Raw genomic sequence first — 741 nt, forward strand, 5'->3', positions numbered from 1 at the left:
TGACACCATCGACACCACCACCGTGAAGCTCAGCGCCACCGAAACCGCGGCTGAAGGCGGCACTGTCACCTACACCGCCACCGTCGGTGCCGCCGTCACCGGTTCGCCGGTCGTCGTGACGTTGGCCAACGGCCAGAGCATCACCATCGMCGTCGGCSAAACYACCGGCAGCGTGACCACCCCCGCGCCGAACGACGTGTTGGCTGGTCACGCGCCACTGACCAACTCGATCACCAACGTCAGCGGCGGCAACTACGAGAACCTGGTCGCCGACAAAACCCCGGTTTCGACCACYGTGACCGACACCGTCGACACCACCAACCTCAGCCTGAGYGCYACAARCTCGGTCGCCGAGGGCGGCTCGATCGTCTACACCGCGACCCTGACCAACACCGCCGGCTCGCCGGTGACCGTGACCCTGTCGAACGGCGCGGTGATCACCATCGAGGCCGGCAAGACCACTGGCTCGGTGACCGTCGATGCACCGAAAGACGACGTCTACAAAGACGCCGGCACCGTCCAGGCCACGATCAGCAACGCCACCGGTGGCAACTTCGAGAACCTGGTGTCGAGCAACGTGCCGGCGGTGACTAACGTCACCGACACCATCGATACCACTACCGTGAAACTGACCGCCACCGGCTCGGCCGCGGAAGGCGGAACCGTTGTCTACACCGCCACCGTTGGTGCCGCTGTGACTGGCTCGCCAGTAACTGTGACCTTGGCCAACGGCCAGAGCAT

1 protein-coding gene is annotated in these 741 nt (G+C 65.0%); it reads left to right on the forward strand.

Features of this window, described 5'->3' with window-relative positions; translation table 11 throughout:
- Positions 1-741, forward strand: a 741-nt coding sequence (locus tag AC1D1M_RS31420) for an immunoglobulin-like domain-containing protein (RefSeq protein ID WP_477778693.1), incomplete at both ends; no start/stop codon positions are given.

This window comes from Pseudomonas sp. P1_F7 (assembly GCF_056405655.1).